At 58.5% G+C, this 17,086-nt stretch carries 17 protein-coding genes and 1 pseudogene; 8 read left to right on the forward strand and 10 right to left on the reverse strand.

What is annotated here, in order from left to right; genetic code table 11:
• Window positions 1-107: 107 nt before the first annotated feature.
• The gene (locus tag Q7C20_RS10135) at window positions 108-1,430 is read right to left on the reverse strand and encodes a putative porin (RefSeq protein WP_348061428.1); all 1,323 of its coding nucleotides are present in this window, start codon (window positions 1,428-1,430) and stop codon (window positions 108-110) included.
• A gap of 281 nt (window positions 1,431-1,711) precedes the next feature.
• On the opposite strand from Q7C20_RS10135, the gene Q7C20_RS10140 reads away from it, so the two are divergent.
• Entirely contained in the window at window positions 1,712-2,836 is a 1,125-nt protein-coding gene (locus Q7C20_RS10140) for a GNAT family N-acetyltransferase (RefSeq protein ID WP_375067068.1), read from the forward strand.
• Between the two features lie 152 nt (window positions 2,837-2,988).
• Here the strand turns inward: Q7C20_RS10140 and Q7C20_RS10145 are convergent, their stop codons facing one another.
• From Q7C20_RS10145 to Q7C20_RS10160, 4 genes are all read right to left on the reverse strand, one after another.
• Window positions 2,989-4,821, reverse strand: a complete 1,833-nt coding sequence (locus Q7C20_RS10145; protein ID WP_375067070.1) for an ABC transporter ATP-binding protein — start codon at window positions 4,819-4,821, stop codon at window positions 2,989-2,991.
• Between the two features lie 83 nt (window positions 4,822-4,904).
• Entirely contained in the window at window positions 4,905-5,468 is a 564-nt protein-coding gene (locus tag Q7C20_RS10150) for a peptidylprolyl isomerase (RefSeq protein WP_375067071.1), read from the reverse strand.
• A 3-nt stretch (window positions 5,469-5,471) separates the two neighbouring features.
• Window positions 5,472-6,275, reverse strand: coding sequence for an alpha/beta fold hydrolase (locus Q7C20_RS10155; protein WP_375067073.1), 804 nt, complete (start codon window positions 6,273-6,275; stop codon window positions 5,472-5,474).
• 14 nt (window positions 6,276-6,289) lie between these two features.
• Window positions 6,290-7,213, reverse strand: coding sequence for a LysR family transcriptional regulator (locus Q7C20_RS10160; protein WP_375067075.1), 924 nt, complete (start codon window positions 7,211-7,213; stop codon window positions 6,290-6,292).
• Between the two features lie 49 nt (window positions 7,214-7,262).
• Between Q7C20_RS10160 and Q7C20_RS10165 the strand changes: the two genes are divergently transcribed.
• The 3 genes and pseudogenes from Q7C20_RS10165 to Q7C20_RS10175 all read left to right on the forward strand — a co-directional run bounded on the left by Q7C20_RS10165 (window position 7,263) and on the right by Q7C20_RS10175 (window position 9,398).
• Window positions 7,263-7,577 (forward strand): 3-phosphoglycerate kinase, encoded by a 315-nt coding sequence (locus Q7C20_RS10165; protein WP_375067077.1) that lies wholly within the window; start codon window positions 7,263-7,265, stop codon window positions 7,575-7,577.
• Between the two features lie 151 nt (window positions 7,578-7,728).
• Window positions 7,729-8,328 (forward strand): annotated as a pseudogene (locus Q7C20_RS10170) (FMN-dependent NADH-azoreductase).
• A 203-nt stretch (window positions 8,329-8,531) separates the two neighbouring features.
• Window positions 8,532-9,398, forward strand: coding sequence for a carboxylate/amino acid/amine transporter (locus Q7C20_RS10175; protein ID WP_375067079.1), 867 nt, complete (start codon window positions 8,532-8,534; stop codon window positions 9,396-9,398).
• A 122-nt stretch (window positions 9,399-9,520) separates the two neighbouring features.
• On the opposite strand, the gene Q7C20_RS10180 is transcribed toward Q7C20_RS10175, so the two are convergent.
• Window positions 9,521-10,819, reverse strand: coding sequence for a mechanosensitive ion channel family protein (locus Q7C20_RS10180; RefSeq protein WP_375067080.1), 1,299 nt, complete (start codon window positions 10,817-10,819; stop codon window positions 9,521-9,523).
• A 193-nt stretch (window positions 10,820-11,012) separates the two neighbouring features.
• Here Q7C20_RS10180 and Q7C20_RS10185 point away from each other — a divergent pair, with 193 nt between their 5' ends.
• Window positions 11,013-12,359 (forward strand): DEAD/DEAH box helicase, encoded by a 1,347-nt coding sequence (locus tag Q7C20_RS10185; protein WP_348061565.1) that lies wholly within the window; start codon window positions 11,013-11,015, stop codon window positions 12,357-12,359.
• Between the two features lie 50 nt (window positions 12,360-12,409).
• Here Q7C20_RS10185 and Q7C20_RS10190 read toward each other — a convergent pair whose 3' ends face one another.
• Window positions 12,410-12,685, reverse strand: coding sequence for a hypothetical protein (locus Q7C20_RS10190; protein WP_375067082.1), 276 nt, complete (start codon window positions 12,683-12,685; stop codon window positions 12,410-12,412).
• A 155-nt stretch (window positions 12,686-12,840) separates the two neighbouring features.
• Here Q7C20_RS10190 and Q7C20_RS10195 point away from each other — a divergent pair, with 155 nt between their 5' ends.
• On the forward strand, window positions 12,841-13,230 hold the full coding sequence (locus tag Q7C20_RS10195) for a transcriptional regulator (protein WP_375067084.1): 390 nt from the start codon (window positions 12,841-12,843) through the stop codon (window positions 13,228-13,230).
• A 113-nt stretch (window positions 13,231-13,343) separates the two neighbouring features.
• Here the strand turns inward: Q7C20_RS10195 and Q7C20_RS10200 are convergent, their stop codons facing one another.
• The 3 genes from Q7C20_RS10200 to Q7C20_RS10210 form a co-directional block, all read right to left on the reverse strand.
• Window positions 13,344-14,210: a DUF6279 family lipoprotein gene (locus Q7C20_RS10200; protein WP_375067085.1), complete on the reverse strand. Its 867-nt coding sequence runs from the start codon at window positions 14,208-14,210 to the stop codon at window positions 13,344-13,346.
• 65 nt (window positions 14,211-14,275) lie between these two features.
• Entirely contained in the window at window positions 14,276-14,998 is a 723-nt protein-coding gene (locus Q7C20_RS10205; RefSeq protein WP_348061572.1) for a TorF family putative porin, read from the reverse strand.
• Between the two features lie 205 nt (window positions 14,999-15,203).
• Window positions 15,204-15,383, reverse strand: coding sequence for a hypothetical protein (locus tag Q7C20_RS10210; protein ID WP_003193095.1), 180 nt, complete (start codon window positions 15,381-15,383; stop codon window positions 15,204-15,206).
• Window positions 15,384-15,707: 324 nt separating this feature from the next.
• On the opposite strand from Q7C20_RS10210, the gene Q7C20_RS10215 reads away from it, so the two are divergent.
• Together Q7C20_RS10215 and Q7C20_RS10220 are read left to right on the forward strand one after the other, a co-directional pair.
• Window positions 15,708-16,544 carry a S1 RNA-binding domain-containing protein gene (locus Q7C20_RS10215; RefSeq protein ID WP_054897831.1) on the forward strand — a complete coding sequence of 279 codons (837 nt, stop codon included), beginning with the start codon at window positions 15,708-15,710 and terminating at the stop codon, window positions 16,542-16,544.
• A 52-nt stretch (window positions 16,545-16,596) separates the two neighbouring features.
• Window positions 16,597-16,995 carry a DUF2177 family protein gene (locus Q7C20_RS10220; RefSeq protein ID WP_348062307.1) on the forward strand — a complete coding sequence of 133 codons (399 nt, stop codon included), beginning with the start codon at window positions 16,597-16,599 and terminating at the stop codon, window positions 16,993-16,995.
• Window positions 16,996-17,086 lie beyond the last annotated feature (91 nt).

Here is a 17,086-nt window from a genome sequence, read left to right on the forward strand (position 1 = left end):
GCAGGCTCGCGTGGGTGAGTCGAACGGATGATGGGGATCGACCTGCCCACGAGAGGCTGTTGCAACCGCCTCGGGCCGTCCTGGCCCAAGGCTTTTCACACTTACCTTTAGAACTTGGCTTCAGCATCCAACTGCAGGGTGTTGGTGTTGGCATCACGCTGAGTGCGGCTGGCAAAGTCAGCCTTGGTCAGGAAGTACGTGGCGCCCAGAGCGAAGTTCTTGTCGATGTCGTAGCTGACCTTCATCTTGTGACCGCGCGAGCCGGTGGTGCCGTTGGCGAAGTCCGAATCGGTGAACGCGCCGACCACTGCATCACGTTGCGTGTCGCGGTAGTTGTAGTCCAGGTTGAAACCGAACACTTTGGACTTGGCACCGACCAACCAGGCAGTGTCCTGATCGGTCACGGCGTCATTGTTTTTCACGTACTGGCCGTAGAACGCCAGAGGCACAGCCAGGCCGCCGATGTCGGCTTGAGCAAAGCCTTCATAGAGTCGGAATTCGCCGTTGGCCGAGTTACCGTTGACCGCCAATGCGCAAGGCGTTGTGGTGGTGGTGCAGCGGCTGTCTTCGTCGTTTTTGTAAGCGTAGACGCTGCCGCCCAGGGTCATTTTCAGGTTGTCGGTCACCGAGAAACGCGTACCCAACTGGCCAGCGGTCATACGCAGGTCGTGACGGAATTGCACGCCGTCGCCATCCACGTTGTCCTTGAGGTTGTAGTTACCCAGGCTACCGAACAACTCGGCGCTGCTGCCCAATGGGTACTTGTAAGTCAATGCCAGGCCTTCTGGGTTGATGTCGCCATCCCAGATCACGTCGCCCATGTTGACCCATGGCTGGAGCATCTTGCCGCCAATCACGTGCAGGTTTTTGATCTGGGTCGGGTGGTAGTCGATATAGCCGAGGTCCAGCCAGATCGACTTCTTGTCGAAGTAGTTATCCAGGTCCTGGTTGGTCGAGCGAGCATCGTCGCCGCCGCCGGTGGCGATACGGATGCCGGTGTCCACTTGCGAGTTGATTTCGGTGTAGGCGCCCAGACGTGCACGGATACGTTGACGGTCCTTGTCACGCCCGCCGTTGTTGGGCTCGCCGTCGATCTTGATGGTTTCCTGACGGAACCGTACGTCACCCTTGAACTGGGTCTTGGCGGCCCAGGCCAGCTTCTGATCGAACACGCTCAGGTCGTTGGTCTTTTTCGCGGTGGCTGCGATCTGCTCGTTGCTTTCTTGTTGAGCCTGCCGTGCGATCTGCTGTTCTTTCTGGTCCCTGGCCAATTCCATTTGCAGTTCAGTGTACTGCGCATTGGTGATCTGGCCGTTGGCCTTGAGCATGTCGAGCAACTTGGCGTCGACTGCGGCGCTGGCCGGAACGCTAAGGGCCAGCATCAGGCCGCCGCAGAGGGCCGCCGCAGTTTTAGTGGAAGCAAGACGCATATCAATCTCCGAAAGTGAGGAGGGATGGCAAACCATCCATGGCACAACCGACCGGTGAAGGACGGAAATAGAGAGGCCGGCTATAACCATGCGCTCTAAAAACAGGCGTCAGTATCACGATCGTTTATTACGGTGCAGTGGCTAAGTGATGTCATCTAGATGACAATTTATTTATGAATGAAACATTGGCCTGGGTTTTGCCGAGCTATTTGCAGGTGTGCGAAATCCAGCGATAAGCGATACTCGCCAAGCTTTCACGCCCCGACGTAGTGAGGATGCCGATGCCGTTGCAACGCTTGAACAGCCTGTCCGAAATAGCCCCTGAGGCGTGGGACGCCCTGGTGCCACAGGCCCAGCCTTTTGTGCGGCACGCGTTCCTCAATGCCTTGGAAGACAGCGCCAGCGTGGGCCCGCACTCGGGCTGGCAGCCTGAGCATTTGCTGCACTGGGAAGGCGATCGCCTGGTGGCCGCACTGCCGAGTTATCGCAAATGGCATTCCTCTGGTGAGTACGTGTTCGATCACGGGTGGGCGGATGCCTGCGAACGCGCGGGCATCGATTACTACCCCAAGCTGCTGACGGCCGTGCCGTTCAGCCCGGTCAGCGGCCCGCGTGTGCTGGCAGCAACTGCGCAGGACGCTGTCGAACTGCTGAACGCGTTGCCGGGCTACCTGGAAATCGAAGGGCTCTCCAGCGCGCACATCAATTTCACCGACCCCTTGGCCGACGAGGCATTAGCCGGGCAACCGGGCTGGTTGCAGCGCCTGGGCTGCCAGTTTCATTGGCAAAACCGTGGCTACCGCGACTTCCAGGACTTTCTCGACGCCCTGAGTTCACGCAAGCGCAAACAAATGCGCAAAGAACGCGAGCAAGTGGCCGGGCAGGGCATCGACTTCGAATGGCTGCAAGGTCACGAACTGGGCGAAGCCCAGTGGGATTTTGTCTACGCCTGCTACGCCAACACCTACGCGGTGCGCCGCCAGTCGCCCTACCTGACCCGTGAGTTTTTCAGCCTGCTCGCCGAACGCATGCCCCAAGCCATCCGCGTGGTGCTGGCCAAGCAGGGTTCACGCGCGGTTGCCATGGCTTTCAGCCTGATCGGTGGCGACAGTTTCTACGGACGCTACTGGGGCTGCCTGGCGGAATTCGACCGCCTGCATTTTGAAACCTGCTTCTACCAGGGCATGGACTACGCCATCGCCCACGGCCTGCAACGTTTCGACGCGGGCGCGCAAGGCGAGCACAAATTGATTCGCGGGTTTGAGCCCGTGATCACCCGGTCGTGGCACTACCTGCGCCATCCGGGCTTGAAGAGTGCCGTAGAGGATTTTCTGGAGCGTGAGCGTGTGGGGATTGTGGCGTATGCCGAAGAGGCGAGGGCAGCGCTGCCTTATCGGCAAGGCTGAAAAAAATTGCGAGGCACGCCAAAACCTGCCTGTCGCAGATCAAGTGTGGGAGCTGGCTTGCCTGCGATAGCGTCCTGTCAGTCGACCGTTTAGTGACTGAAATAACGCTTTCGCAGGCAAGCCAGCTCCCACTTTTGGATAGATGTATATGTTCAGTCGATCCCGACGAACCCACCGGTCTGGTGCTGCCACAACCTGGCATACAAGCCGCCATGGGCGAGTAGCTCGGCGTGGCTGCCAACCTCGGCAATCTGGCCTTTCTCCAGCACCACCAGGCGGTCCATTCGCGCAATGGTCGACAGTCGGTGCGCAATCGCAATCACGGTTTTACCCTGCATCAGGGTTTCCAGGCTTTCCTGGATCGCCGCTTCCACTTCCGAGTCGAGTGCCGAGGTCGCTTCGTCCATGATCAGGATCGGCGCGTCCTTGAGTAGCACCCGCGCAATGGCGATGCGCTGACGTTGCCCGCCGGAGAGCTTCACCCCGCGCTCCCCCACATGCGCATCCAGCCCTGTGCGTTCTTCGGCGTCCGACAGCAACGGGATGAACTCATCGGCGCGGGCCTTGTGGATAGCGGCCACCAGTTCTTCTTCGGTGGCGTCGGGTTTGCCGTACAGCAAGTTGTCGCGGATCGAGCGGTGCAGCAGCGACGTGTCCTGAGTGATCATGCCGATCTGTTCGCGCAGAGATTCTTGGGCGACTTCAGCAATGTTCTGGCCGTCGATCAGAATACGCCCGCCTTGCAGGTCATACAGGCGCAGCAGCAGGTTGACCAGCGTCGACTTGCCAGCGCCGGACGGGCCGATCAGGCCGATTTTCTCGCCGGCCTTGATCTCAAGGTTCAGGCCACCAATGATCCCGCTCTTTTTGCCGTAGTGAAAATCCACCTGTTCAAAGCGCACTTCACCGTGGGGCACTGTCAGGCGCGGCGCGTTTTCGCGGTCGGTCACTGCCAGTGGCATGGCGATGGTTTTGAGGCCGTCCTGGACTATGCCGATGTTTTCAAAGATGCCGTTGACCACCCACATGATCCAGCCGGACATGTTGACGATACGAATCACCAAGCCCGTGGCCAGGGCAATCGCGCCCACGGAAATCAGCGAGTGCGTCCACAGCCACAGGGCCAAGCCGGTGGTGGTGACAATCAGCAGGCCGTTGAGGATGGAGATGGCCACGTCCATGCTGGTCAGCACGCGTGCCGCCAATTGGGTTTTCTCGGTTTGCTCGATGATCGCTTCCTTGGCGTATTCCTGCTCACTCTGCGTGTGGGCGAACAGCTTCAAGGTGGTGATGTTGGTGTAGCCGTCGACAATGCGGCCCATCAACTTGGAGCGCGCTTCGGAGGAAATCACCGAGCGTTCCTTAACCCGTGGCACGAAATAGCGCAGTGCCAGGCTGTAAAGAATGATCCAGGTGATCAGCGGGATCATCAGCCGCCAGTCGGCCTCGGCAAACAGCACCAAGGCGCTGATGGCGTAGATCGACACGTGCCAGATGGCTTCCGCCGTGGCCACCGCCGAGTCGCGCAGCGAGTTGCCGGTTTGCATGATGCGCTGGGCGATGCGCCCGGCGAAATCGTTCTGGAAGAAATTCAGGCTCTGTTTGAGCACGTAGCTGTGGTTCTGCCAGCGGATCAGGCTGGTCATACCGGGGTTGATCGTTTGGTGCACCAGCAAGTCATGCAGGCCGTTGAAGATCGGGCGCAGCAGCAGGGCGACCACGACCATCCAGATCAGCTCGGCGCTGTGAATCTGGAAAAAGTTGGCAGGCGGCGTGCCTTGGGCCAGGTCAATGATGCGGCTCAAGTAGCTGAACAGCGCCACTTCGATCAGTGCACCGATCAGCCCGACCACCAGCAAGGCGGCAAAACTGGGCCACACTTGGCGCAGGAAGTAGAGGTAGAAGGGCAGGACTTTGTTGGGCGGCGCGTCGCTGGGAGCGTCGCGGAAAATATCAATCAGTTGTTCAAAACGACGATAGAGCATTAGGGTTGACGCCCGCCGCGCGGGCTCTCCTGTTCAAATGCGCGCGGTGCCTTGTCAGCCCCGCGCGAAACCGCCTGTTGACCTCAGTCGATGCGCTTGGCCGACTTGATCAGGACAGGATCGATAGGCACGTTCTGCATGCCCTGCTTGGTGGTGGTCTGGGAGTTGACGATGATGTCGACCACGTCCATGCCTTTGACGACTTTGGCGAACACGGCATAACCGGCGTCGCGACCCGGGTCGAGGAAAGCATTGTCGGCCACGTTGATGAAGAACTGGCTGGTGGCCGAGTTCGCGTCATTGGTGCGCGCCATGGACAGGGTGCCACGCACGTTATGCAGGCCGTTGCTGGCTTCGTTCTTGATTGGCGCTTCAGTCGGCTTCTGCGACATCTGCGCGGTGAACCCGCCGCCCTGGACCATGAAGCCCGGGATCACGCGGTGGAAAATCGTGTTGGTGTAGAAGCCCTTGTCGACATAGGCCAGGAAATTCTTGGTACTGATCGGTGCCTTGACCGGGTCCAGTTCGATTTCAATGTCGCCATTGGTGGTGCTGATCAGTACGTGCGGGGCCTTGGCAGGCTGTGCCGCCATCAGGTTGGCAGCAAACAAAACGGAACCTGCAAAGAAGGCGATTTTTTTCAACATGGGTCAGTGATCCTGGGTAGTGGTTTCGACTGTCTTCAGAAAGTCGAGAAGAGTCGCGTTAAAGACGTCGGGTTGATCCAAGGGCGTGGCATGGCGGGAATCCTCGATCACCACCAGCCGCGCATCGGGCAGCAGTTTTACATAGTTTTGTTTTTGCGCCACGGGGGTGTAGTCGTGGTCGGCGCTGATGACCAGCGTAGGACAGGTAATTCTGGAAAGTTGTTCCTGCACGCCCCAGCCCACAATCGCATCAAAGCTGGCGAGATAAGCACGTTTGTCGTTTTTTGCCCAGCGCTCGGCCATTTTACGGCGCAGGTCGGCCTGATGCGGCTTGGGGAAGAGCCGGTCGCCCAGCGCCTTGCCAATGGTGGACAGGCTGAGCAACCGTGCCAGGCTCCAGCGTTTGGCCCACTGCCAGTAATCATCGGCGCTGCGCACCTTGACCTCGGGTGCACTGTTGACGATGCACAGGCTTTTCAGCAGTGCCGGTTGGTCCACGGCCAACTGAAAGGCGATCATGCCACCCATGGACAAGCCGACGACATGGGCCGGCGGCAGGTTCAGGTGTTCGATCAGCGCGATCAAATCGACAGTAAAACCCTGAATGCTGTAGCGCTCGCGGGGTTTGTCGGAGCGCCCGTGGCCGCGCACATCCACCACGATCAGGCGGTAATGCCGGGCCAGCACCGGAATCTGCAGCTCCCAATCCTGGCTGCTGGAGCCCAGACCGTGGATCAGGATCAGCGGGGCGCCGTGGCCATATTCCTCGTAGTGCAGGCTGCAGCCTTCATGGTCGAACCAGGCCATGGGTGAACTCCGTTTCAGGCTTGCTCGGGGGCGGCGAAAGGCGCGTCCAGCGAAGCGGTGTCAAAGGTGCGCAACAGATCGATAAGAATCTGCGTGGCCGGGCCCAGGGGTTTGTCTTTGTTCGAGTACAGGTGGAACGTCGGGTTGCGGCTGCCGCCTTTTTCCAAGGGTAGCTGCTTGAGCAGGCCTTCGCTGAGTTCGCGCTCGATCAAGTGCCGAGGCAACCAGGCAAAGCCCAAACCGCTGCTGACGAACGTGGCGGCGGTGGGCAGGCTGCCGACCGTCCAGCGCTGTTCGGCGCCGAGCCAGCCTACGTCCCGTGGCTGCTGGCGGCCGGAGTCGCGAATTACCACCTGCATCTGGCTCTCCAAATCCTGGAAGCTCAGCTCGCGCTGCAGGCGATGCAGTGAATGGTCGGGATGAGCGACGGCGATAAATTCCACATCGCTCATTTCCGTGCCCAGATAACCTGGAATGATGAAACTGCTGATAGCCAGGTCAGCCATGCCATCGATTAATAATTCTTCGACCCCCGACAACACTTCTTCGCGCAGGCGCACACGGCAACCCCGGCTTTGTGGCATGAACGCGGTGAGGGCACGCACCAGCCGCGCGTTAGGGTAGGCGGCATCCACCACCAGCCGCACTTCGGCCTCCCAGCCCTGTTCCATATGGTGGGCAAGGTCTTCCAATTGGCTGGCGTTTTTCACCAGTTGGCGGGAGCGGCGCAACAGCACTTCACCGGCGTCGGTGAGCACGGCTTTACGCCCGTCAATGCGCAGCAGCGGCACGCCGAGCTGGTCTTGCATGCGCGCCACGGTGTAACTCACCGAGGACTGCGAACGGTGCAGCGCTTCAGCTGCCTGGGCGAAGCCGCCATGGTCGACCACGGCCTGCAACGTGCGCCATTGATCGAGGGTAACGCGGGGCGCTTTCAAGATGAGCTCCTCTTGTCCTAAGCTGACAGTCCTTATTGGAGACTGCCGAATGAGAAAATTATGTTGTGTGTTGCTGGCGCTGCTGCCGATGAGCGCATTTGCCTACCCCATCGACGTGACTAAAAAGATCGAAGGCGTGCAAGTGGATTACACCGCCTCCGACGTGGACGGCGACATCAGTTCGATACGCCTCAACAACTACGGCACCGTTGACGCGGCGTGTTCAGTCACCTTCACCAACGGCCCGGAATCGCCGCGCACCCGTAAAGTCACGGTTGCGGCCGGTAAAAGCACTAACACCACGGTCAAGTTCAGCCGCGCAATTATCAAGATGCGCATCGCACTGGCGTGTGCCCCGAAATAAAGCAGCAGCGGAGCATGCCGACAGCAATACTCCGCTTATAAACAAATTTATAGATGGGTTATAGCAGTTTATTGCGCTTTTTAATCGAATGAGCCCCGTTTAATCTTTTCTCCATCGCCTTACAGCATTTACCGATGGAGCCTACACAGCCATGTCCAACGTTCTGATCATCGAAAGCAGCGCCCGCCAGCAGGACTCGATCTCCCGCCAACTGACCCAGCAGTTCATTCGTTAGTGGCAGGTTGCACACCCGGCGGACAAGATCACCGTGCGCGACGTAGCACTCAACCCGGTTCCGCACCTGGACGCCCATCTGCTGGGCGGCTGGATGAAACCTGCTGACCAGCGCAACACCCTCGAACAGGCGTCCCTGGATCGCTCCAACGAGCTGACCGATGAATTGCTCGCCGCTGACGTGCTGGTGATGGCCGCGCCGATGTACAACTTTGCCATTCCCAGCACCCTTAAAGCCTGGCTGGACCACGTGCTGCGTGCAGGTGTGACATTTAAATACACCGCCACCGGCCCTCAAGGTTTGCTGACCGGCAAGCGCGCCATTGTGTTGACCGCTCGCGGTGGCATTCACACCGGTGCCGCCTCCGATCACCAGGAACCCTACCTGCGTCAGGTCATGGCGTTTATCGGGATTCATGACGTGACGTTTATTCACGCCGAAGGGGTGAATTTGAGCGGTGACTTCCAGGAGAAGGGCATTAACCACGCCAAGGCGCTGTTGGCACAGGTGGCGTGATCCGTTAATCGCCAGATAATCGCGCGATGTTTATCTAGCCCCACGCAAACCCTTCAAGTACGCGTATCGAACCTCCCTTTGCACTTTTTGCTCCTGAGTGCTCCTACCCGACTGCCGCGATAGCGAGGTCGGGTTTTTTTTGCCTTGAGTTTCGTGAGCCGCTGAAAACCCTTAAAGTCGCGCCCATTCAATATGAGGCGCGCATGGGCTATCTACTGGTTGTTACCCTGATTCAGGCTTTTTCCTTCAGCTTGATCGGCGAATACCTCGCCGGTCATGTTGATAGCTACTTTGCCGTGCTGGTGCGCGTGGTGCTGGCCGGGCTGGTGTTTATCCCGCTCACCCGCTGGCGTTCGGTGGAGCCGGCGTTCATGCGCGGCATGCTGGTGATCGGCGCGCTGCAGTTTGGCGTGACGTATGTGTGTTTGTATTTGAGCTTTCGCGTGCTGACGGTGCCTGAGGTGCTGCTGTTCACCATCCTCACGCCGCTGCACGTCACGCTGATTGAAGATGCGCTTAACCGACGCTTCAACCCTTGGGCGCTGATCGCCGCGCTGGTGGCGGTGTGCGGCGCGGCGGTGATCCGTTTCGATCAGATTACGCCACACTTCCTGATGGGTTTTTTGCTGCTGCAACTGGCCAACTTCACCTACGCCGCCGGGCAGGTGATGTACAAGCACCTGGTGGCGCGCTATCCGAGTGATCTGCCGCATTATCGCCGCTTTGGTTACTTCTATTTGGGCGCTTTGATCGTGGTGTTGCCGGCGTTTCTGATGTTCGGCAAGACCAACTTCCTGCCCGAAGCACCGCTGCAATGGGGCGTGCTGGTATTTCTCGGGCTGGTCAGCACGGCGCTGGGTATGTACTGGTGGAACAAGGGTGCCTGCCTGGTCAATGGCGGCACGCTGGCAGTGATGAACAACCTGCATGTGCCAGTGGGGCTGCTGCTGAATTTGCTGATCTGGAACCAGCACGAGCCGCTGGGGCGCCTGGCATTGGGCGGGCTGGTGATTTTGGGGGCGGTGTGGATCAGCCGGTTGGGCGTGCGCAGGGCGTTAATTCCTCGCTGAACCCGCTGAGGAGCGGGCTTGTGTGGGAGCGGGCTTGCTCGCGAAGGCGGTGTACCAGTCAGTAGATGTGTGTCTGACACGACGCCTTCGCGAGCAAGCCCGCTCCCACAGGGTTCGTGTTGTTAAATCGAAGGTTGTTCCGGGGCTGGCAAATGACTGGCCCCCATCACCGCCGGCAACATCCCGGCGCGCAAATCGCTGCCACTCGGCTGCTGATACAGGCTCAAGCCAAACTCCGGCAACACCGCCAGCAAATAATCAAAAATATCCCCCTGGATGCGCTCGTAATCCGCCCACGCCGTGGTGCGGGTGAAGCAATAGATTTCCAGTGGCACGCCCTGGGCGGTGGTTTGCATTTGGCGCACCATGCAGGTCATGTTCGGCTGGATGTCCGGGTGGCTTTTCAGATAGGCCAGGGCATATGCGCGGAAGGTGCCGAGGTTGGTCATGCGGCGGCGGTTGGCTGACAGTTGCGCGCTGTTGCCCTGAGCTTCGTTCCAGGCCTTGAGTTCGGCCTGCTTGCGGCTGATGTAGTCGGTAAGCAGGTGCACCTGAGTCATGCGCACTTCTTCATCGTCATTCAAAAACCGAACGCCGCTGGCGTCGATATACAGGCTGCGCTTGATGCGTCGCCCGCCTGAGGCCTGCATGCCGCGCCAGTTTTTGAACGACTCGGACATCAGGCGCCAGGTCGGAATCGACACGATGGTCTTGTCGAAATTCTGCACCTTGACCGTGTGCAAGGTGATGTCGACCACATCACCGTCGGCGCCGACCTGGGGCATTTCGATCCAGTCGCCGACGCGCAGCATGTCGTTGCTGGTCAACTGCACGCTGGCGACGAACGACAGCATGGTGTCCTTGTAAACCAACAGGATCACTGCCGACATGGCGCCCAGGCCCGAGAGCAGCAACAGCGGTGAGCGGTCGATCAGGGTCGAGACGATAATGATCGCGGCAAACACGAACAACACCATCTTGGCCAGTTGCACGTAACCCTTGATCGAGCGCGTGCGCGCATGTTCGGTGCGCGCGTAGATGTCCAGCAGCGCACTGAGCACGGCGCTCACGGCCAGCGTCATGAATAGAATGGTGAAGGCCAGTGCCACGTTGCCGATAAACAGCGTGGCGGTCTTGCTCAGGTTCGGCACAAGGTACAGGCCGAACTGGATAACCAGGGACGGCGTCATTTGTGCCAGGCGATGAAAGACTTTGTTGTGCCGCAGGTCATTGAGCCAATGCAGCGCCGGTTGCCGGCCGAGCAGTTTGACAGCGTGCAGGATCAGGTAGCGCGCCGCCCGTCCCAGCAACAGGGCGACCACCAGCAATACCAGCAAACCCACGCCGGAATGCAATACCGGATGTTCATCGAGGGTGCCCCAAAGGTCTTGGACGTTGAGCCAGAGCTGTTTGATATCCATGGGTGAAACCGATTCTTCTGTGAGACAAGACGGGCCGATTAGAGCATTTAAGTGCAACAAAGTTGGCGTTGTGAACAAATTCACTGACAAAAAAGCAGCTGATTAGCACCGTTCGCGTAAAGAAACTCGGTTTGGACGCCCGAAACCGGTAACCTATGCCGCTGATATTTTGTAATTCTTCGAGGTAGCACCCGTGTTTTCCCAATTCGCCCTGCACGAACGCCTGCTCAAAGCCGTGGCCGAGCTTAAATTTGTCGAGCCTACGCCGGTGCAAGCAGCGGCCATCCCGCTCGCGCTAGAAGGGCGTGACCTGCGGGTGACGGCTCAAACCGGCAGCGGCAAAACCGCCGCTTTCGTCCTGCCGATTTTGAACCGCCTGATTGGCCCGGCCAAAGTCCGTGTCAGCATCAAGACGCTGATCCTGCTGCCGACCCGCGAGCTGGCCCAGCAGACCTTGAAAGAAGTGGAGCGCTTCTCGCAGTTCACCTTCATCAAGTCCGGCCTGATCACCGGTGGTGAAGACTTCAAGGTCCAGGCCGCCATGTTGCGCAAGGTGCCGGATATTCTCATCGGTACCCCGGGCCGCATGATTGAGCAACTCAACGCTGGCAACCTCGACCTCAAGGAAGTCGAAGTGCTGGTGCTGGACGAAGCTGACCGCATGCTCGACATGGGTTTTGCCGACGATGTGCAACGCCTGGTGGCTGAATGCGTCAACCGTCAGCAAACCATGCTGTTCTCCGCCACCACCGGCGGCTCGACCCTGCGCGACATGGTCGCCAAGGTTCTGAATAACCCAGAGCACTTGCAGGTCAACAACGTCAGCGACCTGAACGCGACCACGCGTCAGCAGATCGTGATGGCCGACCACAACGTGCACAAAGAGCAGATCCTCAACTGGCTGCTGGCCAACGAGACCTATCAGAAGGCCATCGTGTTCACCAACACCCGCGCTGCGGCTGATCGCATCTACGGTCGCCTGGTCGCACAGGAATACAAAGCGTTCGTGCTGCACGGCGAGAAAGACCAGAAAGATCGCAAGCTGGCCATCGACCGTCTGAAGGCTGGCGGCGTGAAGATCCTGGTGGCCACCGACGTGGCTGCCCGTGGCCTGGATGTTGACGGCCTGGACATGGTGATCAACTTTGATATGCCACGCAGCGGCGACGAATACGTGCACCGTATCGGCCGTACCGGGCGTGCCGGCAACGATGGCTTGGCCATCTCGCTGATCTGCCACGGCGACTGGAACCTGATGTCGAGCATCGAGCGCTACTTGAAGCAGTCGTTCGAGCGCCGCACCATCAAGGAAGTCAAAGGCACCTACACCGGGCCGAAAAAGGTCAAGGCGTCGGGCAAGGCGGTTGGCGTGAAGAAGAAAAAAACCGACGCCAAGGGCGAGAAGAAGAAAGCCGGCGCCAAGTCGCCGACCAAGCGCAAAATTGCCAACCGGCCGAAGACCGACAACCTGTCGCTCGTGAGCAAGGATGGCATGGCGCCGCTCAAGCGCCGCAAGCCTGAGGCTCCGGCTGCTGAATAAGCCTGCGCTGATTTGAAAAAAAAACCGGACGATGTCCGGTTTTTTTTTCCTCAACTTTTGGCTTTGGCCGCCGCTTCGTCGAGATCCTTGAGGCGTTGATCAATCAATTGGCATTTGTCGGGCAAGTCGGCTGAGGCCGTGTCCATGTCCATCTTCTGCAATTCTGCATTGATGTCCTTGGCTGTTTTCGGGTTCTGCTGAGTGAGCGCCTTAACTTTTTCGGCCAGTTGCTCGCGCTTGGCCGTGGCTTCGTCAGGTGTACAGGCCCAAACGGGTAGGGCGCTCAACAGTGTGGCGGCAATCGCCAGGTTTCTCAGGGTTTTCATGGTCGGACCTCCTTGGCAGGGTTATTCAGTTGAGGCCGTTTGTGATTGAAAAGTTCATAGAGGTGACGCCCGTCCGCCCGGCTGAACGGCCAGTGGCAAGACGTGTCACTACCTTGACGGGCTAAATTTTCCACAGGCCTGCAGGAGGAATCAGGATGACGCCTTACAACTGGGATTTGATCGAAAGGCTGCTGCATGAAGTGCAGAACGGCGAAGGCAGCTTCGCACCGCGCAAGTATGCCGAGCAGGAAGCGGCCGAGAAGGCCACGGCGGGCGAGTCCACCGGGAATCTGGATGCGCTGAAAAAGACCGCTGCGGATTATGAAGCGCTGCTATTCAAGCGTGGGTTTATTGAGTCGCGCCCTGAAGAGGAGGGCGGTAACGGCGAGAATTTCATTCTTACCGCGCTGGGTGCGCAGTTATTGGCGATGATTGATAGCTCGATTCCGGGCAAGGATCACCCGCGCCAAGTGCTGGATGAACAGGCCGACGCGCTGGACCCTGCGACGTTTGCTGAAGTGGCGTCCAAAGCTCAGATTGCCTGACAGGAATTACTCTATCCAAATGTGGGAGCGGGCTTGCTCGCGAAGGCGGTGAATCAGTCGATGAATTTATTAACTGACACTCCGCCTTCGCGAGCAAGCCCGTTCCCACACTTTTAATTCGAGGCGGCCTTGAGGCATTTCAGGGCTTTGAAATCGCTGCGTACGCCGTCAATTTTCTGCGTCAGCTTCATGCGCTGCTGCACAGTGCTTTCGGCCATCAGGTCGACAATCAAGCTGCGCGCTGCGGCCTCCGTCTGTGCGTAGGCTTGTTTGTACTGCGGGGTCCACAGGCTTTCGCGATCCACCAGCAATTGCTGCATTTTCTGCGGGAAGTCGGCGTCGTGACGTTTTTGCACCGCATCAATAAATTGCGCCTGCCAATGGGCGCGGTTGCCAATCCATTCCTGGTTCTGCTCGCCCAAGGCAATCGACCACGCCGTGACGCGGTTCTGTTGGCTGGCACTCAGCGGGCCCATCCAGGTATCCAGACGTTTGCTCATGCGCTCGGCGCGCTCTTTGATCTGCTGCGCCAGTGGCGGCTTGAGGTACTCGTCCTGACGCTTGCGCAAGTCCTTAGCCAGCGCGGCACTCATCTCGTTGACCTGTTTGTCGTCCAAACCTTGCAGCAGCTTAATGGCCGACGGTGTGATCTCCCGCGCCACCTCGCCAATCGCCTGCTTGGCCTCGACCGTGCGCGCCTGCAGCGCGGCATCGGTAACCTGATTGTTGTCGACCATCTGCTGCAGGCGGTCGAGCCAATCCAGGTAGCCGGGCAACTGCGTGGTGCAGTGCCAGGCCAGGTGATCCTTGAGTGTGTCGTTGAACCAGCTCTTCTGCCCGGCATTCATGTCCAGGTAGTCGTTGAGCGTCCAGGGGATGATCACATCAAGATTGCGGTAAGCCAGGCCTACGCGATTGCACCCGGCGAGCACCAGGCTCAGGGTCAGCAGTACCACCAGCAGTTTGAGCCGACGCAACATGGGCGAGTCCTTGCGCAGAGGAGTTAGTGCATGTGAACCCGCGCCGGGCGCGACAGTTCAGCCCATTAATAAAACGACCGCGCAGCCTTCAAGGTCAACAGGCCATCGCATTGCGAATTGTGTCCGGAGTAAGCCGAGCAGTCGCCGCCGCTGAGGCTTGAATCGCTGTAGATCAGGTCCAGGTCGACGCCCATCCACGCGCGAGAGAACTGCACCGACCAATCGCTGAAATTGCGAATCGAGCCACCGTCTACCGACACCGGCGTACCGAGTTGGTGAGTGGTGTATTTCATGCTCACGCCGATGCCGAAGGGCTGGGTGCCGCCGAGGTCGGCAAACAGCGTACTGTCCTGGCGATCCGGGTCATTGCTGAAGGACGCGCCGAAGCGATTGCCCAGCAGGTTCAGGCCACCGTAGAACTCCTGACTGTCTAGCAGGTTGAGTTTGGGGTAGCTGTAGTGAATCAAGCCGACTTCGTAGCCCAAGGTCTTGTCGAAGGGATGTTTGAAGCCCATGTAAGAGTCGACTTCAAGGTTGCTGGCCGAGGACAGCCCGATGTTGGGCGAGAATTGGCCGATATAAAGACCGCTGTCATGACTGAGGTCCAGGCCGCCGTGAAACGAGTCGCTACCCGGCGAGGTGGGTTTGACCAGCCCCTGCGCCATGCTGCGGCTGGGAGTGGTGCCCAATTTGAGGTCGAAGTCGCCCAGTTCGCGCTGAAAAATCTGCGCTTCGGCGAGGGGGCTGGCTGCGAGGGCAGCGAACAGGAAAATACAGGGTTTGAACACGCTTCACTCCATGAAAAGCGAGGAGCAGTAACGAAAGGACGGCAAGACGCCCGTGCTAGACGTGTGCAAGCATACCGGCGATTGCCAGGAGATGAGGCCCGTTCGTCGATTTACACATCAGAGGGTGAAGCAAGAGGGTGTTTCGGGCTCTAGTCCTAGCGCCTTGATGGCAAGACGCTTAGGGACCAGGTGTGTTGCGCAGGTTTTACTTTTTGCCCAGGCTGATCTGCTTGGACGGGCCGAAAGTCTGGCCGCTGACGCCCTTGGCAATTTGCTGGATTTCGCCGCCGGACTTGAGGAAAGCAGCAATCTGGCTGTTGATCGATTCGCTGGTTTCAACGGCTGGAGCTGGCTTTGCTTTGCTGTTGGATGCTTTTACACGCATGGCGGCCACTAACCTGTAGAAAATTAACTTGGCCATGCATCGTACAGGAAACACTTGACAATTGCTTGGCAAATATCCCCTTGGGAATAACGGAAGGCGCTGGAAATAGCCAACGTTCACGGGCGAAATAAATCGCTAACCTGCTGTTTTAAATGGAAACCCCAGGGGCTGCGGCGAATTGCATCATGACGGAAATTGATTCGCCTGATCAGACGAGCGGGGCGCAGCCAGTATTACGCCACGCCAGCCCGCGATTTTTCAGGTGCGCGGGCGTCTCAGGCGCAACTCGGGTAGAATGCCGCCCACGTAATGAGGGTATCGGAAATGGCTTTAGTCGGGCGCTACAACAGCTTGCAAGTGGTTAAACACACTAACTTTGGTTTGTACCTGGACGGTGCGCAAGATGGCGAAATCCTCTTGCCCAATCGGTATATCCCTAAAGATATTCCCAGTGAAGATGAAGACTGGCTGAACGTTTTCATCTACCTGGACAGCGATGACAAACTGATCGCCACGACTGAAAAACCGAAAGTTCAAGTCGGCGAATTTGCCAGTTTGAAAGTGGTGGAAGTCAACAGCATCGGCGTATTCCTTGACTGGGGTTTGCCGAAAGATCTGTTGCTGCCGTACTCCGAAGAAAAGCGCCAGATGACCGCCGGTGAGTATTGCGTGGTGCACGTTTACCTCGACAAGCACACCAAGCGCATCACTGCTACTGCGCGCCTGGATCGCTACCTCGACAAAACCCCGGCTAACTACCAGGTAGGCCAGGAAGTCGACCTGCTGGTGGCCGAAGCGACCGACATGGGCTTCAAGGCGATCATCAACAACAAGCACTGGGGCCTGATCCACAAGAATGAAGTGTTCAAGTTCCTGCGCCCGGGCAAGGAAGAGAAAGGCTTCATCAAAGAGATTCGCGCCGACGGCAACATCAGCCTGAGCCTGCAACCAGTCGGCCAGGAAGCGGCGTCCAGCCTCAATTCGAAGATTCTCGCCAAGCTACGCGACAATAATGGCAGCTTGCCGGTCAGCGATAAAAGCGACCCGGCGGTGATCAGCAACTTGTTCGGCGTCAGCAAGGGCAACTTCAAGAAGGCCATTGGCGCACTCTACAAGCAGGGTCAGATCGTCATTCATGCCGATCGCATTGAACTAAGCTGAGCCCGCTTCGCTCTTCCGTAGGCGCTAACCGGCGCCTACGGAGGTTGCACCCATGTCCAGAAACGTCATCTTTGCCTACCTTGGCACCTTGCTCGCTTTCCTGGTGCTCGACGGCCTGTGGCTCGGCGTCATCATGGGGCCAACCTATAAGGGCCTGCTCGGCCCGCTGATGCTCGATCAGCCTCGCCTGTTGCCCGCCGTGTTGTTCTATCTCCTGTATGTCATCGGTTGTGTGGTGTTTGTGGTACTGCCCAGCGCCAGTTGGCAACGTGCTGCGCGCCTGGGTGCGTTACTCGGCCTGGTGGCTTACGGCACCTATGACCTGAGCAACTGGGCCACGCTGCAAGGCTGGTCTGCCAATCTCGCGATCATGGACATGGCTTGGGGCACGTTCCTGACCGCCGTGTGTTGCACGGTTGGCTACCTGTGTTCACATCGAGTGCACCGCTGATTGTGTACAGGATTTTAGTGCACCGTTGCTGAGCGTAGTCCCTGTTTCCAAATAGCCTCAATCCCCTTTGCAACGTTGTGCAATGGGGATT

Origin of the sequence: Pseudomonas sp. AMR01 (assembly GCF_041946035.1) — a bacterium.
Lineage (GTDB): Bacteria > Pseudomonadota > Gammaproteobacteria > Pseudomonadales > Pseudomonadaceae > Aquipseudomonas > Aquipseudomonas antarctica_B.